Below are 623 nucleotides of genomic sequence, written 5' to 3' on the forward strand. Positions count from 1 at the left end.
GCCCTGCGCCTCCGGGAGCGTGTCCAGATTGGCCGAAAAGGTCGCGGCCAGGGTCTTGTCGGCCAGGTACGCCGCCGAGCCGAAGCTCAGCATGGAATGCGGGCCGGGAATGGGGCCATCTGCCTCCACATCGGTACTGACGTAGATTTCGGGATTCGACATGGGGCGAGTCTAGCGTGGGTCAGCGCTGGGACGTAGGGCGGGAGCCCCTGTCCCGCAACGGTTCAGCCAAAATCCGAAAGCGCTCGGGGGCATCCCCGACAGAGGCCGGGCAGGCAGGGATGATAGAATTGGCCGTTCTGTCATCCCACCCAGATTTCCCGCAGGGCGGCCGGTGTATCCGCACCTCCAAGAGTGTGTAATCTCTCAGGCCTGCCCTCGGACAACGGAAGAGCAACCCTATGGCGCGCGGCATCAATAAGGTCATCCTGGTCGGCAACCTCGGCAACGACCCGGACGTGAAGTACACCCAAGGCGGCATGGCGATCACCCGCATCAGCCTGGCCACCACCAGCGTCCGCAAGGACAAGGATGGCAACCAGCAGGAGCGCACCGAATGGCACCGCGTTGTGTTCGTCGGCAAGCTCGGCGAAATTGCCGGCGAATACCTGCGCAAGGGCAGC

General features: G+C 63.9%; 1 protein-coding gene. It reads left to right on the forward strand.

The genetic code is table 11. From position 1 onward, the window contains the following. Positions 1-401: 401 nt before the first annotated feature. The coding region (gene ssb, locus INT12_RS30980) for a single-stranded DNA-binding protein (protein WP_193059239.1) at positions 402-623 on the forward strand (222 nt) is incomplete at its 3' end.

The sequence above is a fragment of the Pseudomonas sp. K8 genome (assembly GCF_014889455.1).
GTDB lineage: Bacteria > Pseudomonadota > Gammaproteobacteria > Pseudomonadales > Pseudomonadaceae > Aquipseudomonas > Aquipseudomonas veronii.